At 60.6% G+C, this 6,425-nt stretch carries 7 protein-coding genes; 6 read left to right on the forward strand and 1 reads right to left on the reverse strand.

The annotated features are described in order from the left end of the window. Positions 1-10 precede the first annotated feature (10 nt). The 6 genes from MOV61_RS08635 (at position 11) to panB (ending at position 5,978) form a co-directional block, all read left to right on the forward strand. Positions 11-1,249, forward strand: a complete 1,239-nt coding sequence (locus MOV61_RS08635; RefSeq protein ID WP_247136278.1) for a sugar ABC transporter substrate-binding protein — start codon at positions 11-13, stop codon at positions 1,247-1,249. 74 nt (positions 1,250-1,323) lie between these two features. Next, positions 1,324-2,229 (forward strand): carbohydrate ABC transporter permease, encoded by a 906-nt coding sequence (locus MOV61_RS08640; protein WP_247136279.1) that lies wholly within the window; start codon positions 1,324-1,326, stop codon positions 2,227-2,229. Next, the gene (locus MOV61_RS08645) at positions 2,226-3,077 is read left to right on the forward strand and encodes a carbohydrate ABC transporter permease (RefSeq protein WP_405029357.1); all 852 of its coding nucleotides are present in this window, start codon (positions 2,226-2,228) and stop codon (positions 3,075-3,077) included. Before MOV61_RS08640 ends, MOV61_RS08645 begins: the two co-directional genes overlap by 4 nt. A 10-nt stretch (positions 3,078-3,087) precedes the next feature. Continuing rightward, entirely contained in the window at positions 3,088-4,197 is a 1,110-nt protein-coding gene (locus tag MOV61_RS08650; protein WP_247136285.1) for an ABC transporter ATP-binding protein, read from the forward strand. 87 nt (positions 4,198-4,284) lie between these two features. Continuing rightward, entirely contained in the window at positions 4,285-5,160 is an 876-nt protein-coding gene (gene panC, locus MOV61_RS08655; RefSeq protein ID WP_247136280.1) for a pantoate--beta-alanine ligase, read from the forward strand. Beyond that, complete coding sequence (panB, locus tag MOV61_RS08660; protein ID WP_247136281.1) at positions 5,157-5,978, forward strand: 3-methyl-2-oxobutanoate hydroxymethyltransferase; 822 nt, start codon at positions 5,157-5,159, stop codon at positions 5,976-5,978. The genes panC and panB overlap by 4 nt, the downstream gene beginning before the upstream one ends. A 53-nt stretch (positions 5,979-6,031) precedes the next feature. On the opposite strand, the gene MOV61_RS08665 is transcribed toward panB, so the two are convergent. Further along, on the reverse strand, positions 6,032-6,425 hold a 394-nt coding region (locus MOV61_RS08665), incomplete at its 5' end, for an FAD-binding oxidoreductase (protein ID WP_247136282.1).

Consider the following 6,425-nt stretch of genomic DNA (forward strand, 5'->3'; position numbering starts at 1 on the left):
GATGGATTAGATGCAGATCACCAAACGTGAGTTTCTCGCCGCGACGGCCGCCCTGGCGCTGGCCGGCAACATTCGCTCCGCCAATGCGGCGACCGCGATAAATTACTGGCACCATTTCACGAGCCAATCGGAGATGGCCGGCCTGTTGAAAATCATCGAGCTGTTCGCCAAAACTCATCCGGGCGTCACGGTCACGCAGGAAAGCATCCCGAACTCTGAATACATGGCGAAGGTTTCGTCCGCGGTGGTGGCCGGCGGACGGCCGGATACCGGTATGGTCATCGCGGAACGCTTCGCCGACCTGACGGCGATGGGCGCATTGACGGACATCACCAAGCGGGTGAGTGCATGGAAGGGCAAGGCCAATCTGCCGGAAAACCGGTGGACCGGCATGTCCCAGGGCGGCGCCGTATATGCCGTTCCAGCTTATGCCTTCGTCGACTGGATGTATTACCGAAAGGACTATTTCGAGGAAGCGGGCCTTGCGGGCCCGCCGAAGACCTTGGACGAGTTCGTTACCGCCTGCAGGAAACTGACTAACCCCGCGAAAGGTCGCTACGCGTTCGGCATGCGAGGTGGCGCGGGAGCATTCAAATACGTCATCGACATGATGGAGTCCTTCGGCTCTCCGATCGTGAAGGACGGGCAGGCGGCGATCGACAAGGCAGCCGCAGTCGAGGCCATCAGCTTCTATTCGAGCCTCTTTCTCAAGGAGAAGGTCGTTCCACCAAGCGCGCCCAACGACAGCTATCGCCAGATCATGGAAGGATTCCGCACCGGTCAGACCGCCATGGTCTGGCATCATACGGGATCGCTGATCGAAATCTCCGCTGCTCTCAAGGCGGACGAACAGTTCGCCACGGCTCCCATGCCGGCGGGCCCGAAGGCCCATATTGCGCGTGTTGCGTATGCCGGCAACGGCATCATGAAGGACGACAATATCGACGCTGCCTGGGACTGGATCAGTTTCTGGGGTGAAACGGACGCGGCGGTCGCCCTGCTGGAAGCGACGGGCTATTTCCCCGCGTCGACGGCGGCGCTTGAGGATAAGCGGATCAAGTCCAATCCAGTCTACCAGGCCGCTTCAAAGACGCTCGAGTTCGGGCGGCTGCCCAACAGTTTCGTCGGCGCTGCCGGGTGGTCGGAAAATGTCGTCAATCCCGCCTTCCAGTCGGTTCTGACTGGGCAGTTGACACCCGTGCAGGCCGTCGACCGCATGATCCAAGGGCTCGAAGCCGCGCTTCGTTAGTCAACCAGACGCGATGACCGTAACGTCACCGCCTCCCAGAGGACGGCATGCGCCGCGATCATATGAAGTCATTCTTGCCACGTGGACCCATCACGCTGCTCGGAAACCTTTCCGAAACACGGTATTGGGTCTACCTCCTGCTGTTTCCGAGCCTTGTCCTGCTTCTGCTGGTGGTCGCCTATCCGACGCTCTACGGCTTCGTCATCAGCGTGCGGGAAATGCGCCTCACTCGGCCCGGCCTTAATGGCTGGGTCGGGATGAAGCACTACGTCGCGATGATGTCGGATCGGGTCTTCTGGATCTCGTTGAAAAATACAGCGATCTGGGTGACGGCAGCTATCGCCATCGAAGTGACGCTCGGCTTCATCGCGGCCGTGGCGCTCAACCGCAACCTTCCAGGTACGAAGTTATTCGGCGTGCTGATCCTGCTTCCCTATTTTCTGCCGAACGTGGTGGCCGGACATATGTGGGCTCTCTTGCTGGACCCACGGCTGGGCGTCATCAACGATCTGCTGGTACGGGTTGGGATACTGAGCACCTACAAGGCGTGGTTTGCCGATCCGGCCACCGCGTTGGCCGCGACTATTCTGGTCGAGGCGTGGCACGGTTTTCCGTTCTTCGCACTTCTGTTTCTCGCCGGATTGAAAGGCATCCCGGAGGACCTGTACAAGGCTGCGGCGGTCGATGGCGCAGGCCCCGTCCGTCAGTTTCGTCTGATCACGGTGCCGATGCTGAAGACGGTGATCGCCGCGGCCGTCATCCTGCGCGTGATCAGCCTCGTCAACTCGCCGGACCTGCTGCTCGTCTTGACCGGCGGAGGCCCCGGCAACGCCACGCAGGTCCTGTCGCTCTATGCGTTCCAGACTGCCTATCGCGAGTTCAATTTCGGTTATGCGGGCGCGCTTTCGGTCGTCATGTTCATCCTCCTCATGCTGTTTGCGACCATCTACATCAGGCTAACGCGCGTCACGAAGGAATGAGAATGCTCAAGACCAGCCGCAGCCGGCGCCTTGCGGGAGACATCCTGACCTATGCCGTGCTGACAACTCTGACGACGTTCTGCCTCGGGCCGATCCTCTGGATGTTTCTCACGTCCCTCAAGACGGAGGCGGACATCGTCACCTCGCATATGCAGTACATCCCCCGAACGGTCACCTTTCAAAACTATGTCGCCATCTGGACGCAATCGAATTTTCCGGTGCTGATTGCAAACAGCTTGGTGGTAACCACAATTACCGTGGTGATCTGCGTTCTGACCGGGACGCTCGCGGCTTATGCATTCGCGCGGCTGCCGTTCAAAGGCCGAGACAAAATCATGCTCGGCTATCTGCTGGTGCGGATGTTCCCGGCCGTTATGGTGATCATCCCGCTCTACGTCATGATGCGGACCGTGGGCCTGGTCGACAGCCGCTTCGGACTGGCGCTTGCCTATACCAGCTTCCTGTTGCCGCTGTTTGCCTGGATGCTCAAGGGCTTTTTCGATGCCGCGCCGAAGGAGCTGGAAAGCGCTGCTCGGATCGATGGCTCCACACGACTTGGAGCCATGGTGCGCATCGTCCTGCCATTGGCGCGAAATGGTCTCGTCGCCAGTTCGGTATTCATCGCGATCGCTGCGTGGAACGAGTTCATTTTTGCGCTCATGTTGACGACAGGGCAGGGTTCCCGAACGTGGCCTGTCGGATTGCAACTGATGGTCGGCGAATTCCAGCTGCCGTGGGGGGTGCTTGCCGCCGGCGGCATACTCAGCATCCTGCCGGTGGTCGTCCTCTTCGCGATCGTTCAGCGCGCGATGGTCCAGGGTCTTACCGCAGGCGCGATCAAGGGTTGAGGAGAAAACGATGGCCACCCTTTCCATAAGCGGTATCCGCAAATCCTATGGGGCGCTCGATGTTCTCCACGGAATAGACGTCGATCTGGAAGACGGCGGCTTTCTGGTGCTGCTTGGACCCTCCGGATGCGGCAAGTCCACCTTGTTGAACATCATTGCCGGGCTCGACGAACCGTCGGCCGGGGATATCGCCATCGCGGGTCGGTCGGTCACGGCCCTGCCGCCGAAAGATCGGAACATCGCAATGGTGTTTCAGTCCTATGCGCTGTACCCGACGATGTCGGTCGAACGAAACATCGGCTTCGGGCTCGAAATGCGGGGCGTACCCGAGCAAGAGCGCAAGGCGGAAATTCGCAAAGCGGCGGAGATGCTCCAGATCGGGCACCTTCTCGATCGCCTTCCTGCAAATTTGTCCGGCGGCCAGAGGCAACGCGTTGCCATGGGGCGCGCAATCGTGCGCAATCCCGACCTTTTTCTCTTCGACGAACCGCTCTCGAACCTGGACGCGAAGCTGCGCGTCGAGATGAGAACCGAGATAAAACGTCTTCATGAACGTCTTGGCACCAGCATCGTCTACGTCACCCACGACCAGATCGAAGCGATGACGCTGGCGACGAAGGTGGCCGTAATGAAGGGCGGTTATGTTCAGCAGCTTGCCGATCCTCGAACCATCTACGAACGCCCGGCCAACATGTTCGTCGCCGGGTTCATCGGTTCTCCGGCAATGAACTTCATTCGGGGGAAACTTCTTTCGGATGCTGACGGAACCCGGTTCACGAGCGAGCGAGTGCTCGTCGCGCTCGGCGGTCCTGGGATCGCGAACGGAACGCGAGAATGCGTGCTCGGCGTCAGGCCGGAGGAGCTCAAGGTCGTCGAGACCGAGGACGCTTTTCTTGAGGGCGTGATCGACGTCGTCGAGCCGACGGGTCCGGACACTATGGTCACGGCCATTATCGGCAACCAGGCTGTCATAGCCAGAGCTGAACCGCGGTTCAAGGGTCGAAGAGGCGACCAGATTCGTTTCAAGGTCGATCCTTCAAGCATCAATCTTTTCGACGCCGAAACTGAGGCTAGAATAGATACTGGCGATGAGCCTCCAGTCCGTATCGCGTCGGTCTAATCGGTTTTATCGAAAGGCCTGCATTGACGTGTAGCCGCGCTTGCTCTCTCTATCCGCGCCGATGTGATCGTGGCCAGGGAGGGCAACATGCGGGTCCTATCGAGCATTGAGACGCTGCGCGCGGCACTTGCCGCGGCCAAGGCGAAAGGCGGGACGGTCGGCTTCGTTCCGACCATGGGCTATCTCCATGCCGGACATATGGAACTTGTCTCGCAAGCCCGCGCCGAAAACGAAATCGTTGTCGCATCGATTTTCGTGAACCCGCTTCAGTTCGGTCCGGCGGAAGACCTCAGTCGATATCCGCGTGATCTGGAGCGCGACAGGGCGATGCTGGAGACAGCAGGCGTCGATATCCTGTTTGCGCCGGGCGTCGAGGATATGTACCCGCGGCCCATGAAGACGGTCGTTGATGTGCCGGAGCTTGGATGCGAGCTCGAAGGCGCGGTTCGACCTGGACATTTTGCGGGCGTGGCGACTGTCGTCAACAAGCTCTTCAATATCGTGCAGCCGAGGAACGCCTATTTCGGCGAAAAGGATTACCAGCAGGTCGTCATCATCAAACGGATGGTCGAGGATCTCGCATTGCCGGTGCGCGTCGTTTCCGTGCCGACGGTTCGGGATGCGGATGGTCTCGCCCTGTCATCCCGCAACGTCTATCTCAGCGAGGAAGAAAGACGCGCTGCGGTCGTCGTCCCTCGCGCCCTGGACGAGGCGGAGCGTCTCGTCGCTCAGGGTCTCACGGACCCGCAGGTCCTTGAAGAAAAGCTTGTCGGCTTCATCAGCCGCGAGCCGCTCGCAAAACCGGAAGTCGTCGCGGTCAGGGATGCCTCCACGTTGCAGGCTATCGCGAAGATCGAGGATCCGGTGGTCGTTGCGCTGTTCGTGCGGGTCGGCACGACCAAGCTTCTCGACAACCGGGTGATTGCGAAAAAAACCATGTCTGGGACGGGAGAAACGCGATGAGTGCCGCGGGCTCCTTAAAGCGCCTGACGCCCAGTCGGATCCGGGCGATGAAGGGTGGAGCGCCGATCGTCTGCCTGACCGCCTACACAACGCCGATGGCGCGGCTGCTGGATGAACACTGCGATCTTCTGCTCGTTGGGGATTCGCTCGGCATGGTCCTCTACGGCATGGAGAGCACCGTTTCGGTGACGCTCGACATGATGATCGCGCACGGCAAGGCGGTGATGCGCGGTGTCACCAGATCCTGCGTGGTCGTCGACATGCCCTTTGGCAGTTATCAGGAAACCAGGGAATTGGCCTATCGCAATGCCGTGCGCATTCTGCAGGAAACCGGCTGCGACGCGGTCAAACTCGAGGGTGGTGAAGAGATGGCCGAGACCATCGCCTTCCTCACCGCCCGCGGCGTCCCGGTCCTTGGCCACATCGGCCTGATGCCGCAGCAGGTTCATGCTGCGGGTGGCTACCGATCGGTCGGTCATTCCGACGAAGAAGTCGCGAAGATCCGGCGTGATGCCGAAGCCGTCGGCAATTCAGGAGCCTTTGCGGTGGTTATCGAGGGCACGGTCGAGACATTGGCTCGCGAGATGACGACTGCCATCGCCGTTCCAACCATCGGAATCGGCGCATCGGTTGCCTGTGACGGCCAGATCCTCGTTTCGGACGACATGCTTGGGCTGTTCAACGACTTCACGCCGCGCTTCGTCAAGCGGTATGACGACCTGGGCAAGAGGGTGGGGGCGGCGGCGGCCGCTTATGCGGGCGATGTTCGCTCCCGAGCGTTTCCCACGAAGGAGCATACGTTCAAGCGCCGGTCGTGATGGCACGCTTTGTTGAGCTGGAGAGCAAGGGAGCAGAGACGTATGACGGCTGGCTAACTTAGTTCCTGCCCCTCGTCCCGCCTGTGAAATCGTTCAATCCGGAAGTCATCGATGGGCGTCTCGGTCGTGCCGGTCGAGATCAATTCCGCCATCACGTCGCCGACGCCCGGACCGAGCTGGAAGCCGTGGCCGCAAAAACCGAAGGCATGGAAGAGGCCAGGCGTCGTTGCCGACCGTCCCATGACGGGAAGGCCGTCGCCGACATAACCCTCGCAGCCGGACCAGGTGCGGATCACCGAGACATTGGCAAGCGCCGGCAGGATCGGCAGGAGGGCGCGCAGCTGGCCGGGAAGCCGGGCGGGGTCGGCCTTGGCATGGCCGGTATCGAGCGAAACATCGGTACGCTCCGCGCCGCCACCGAAGACGATGTTTCCGCGTTCCACCTGG

Source organism: Neorhizobium sp. BETTINA12A (genome assembly GCF_023006485.1).
Taxonomy (GTDB): domain Bacteria; phylum Pseudomonadota; class Alphaproteobacteria; order Rhizobiales; family Rhizobiaceae; genus Neorhizobium.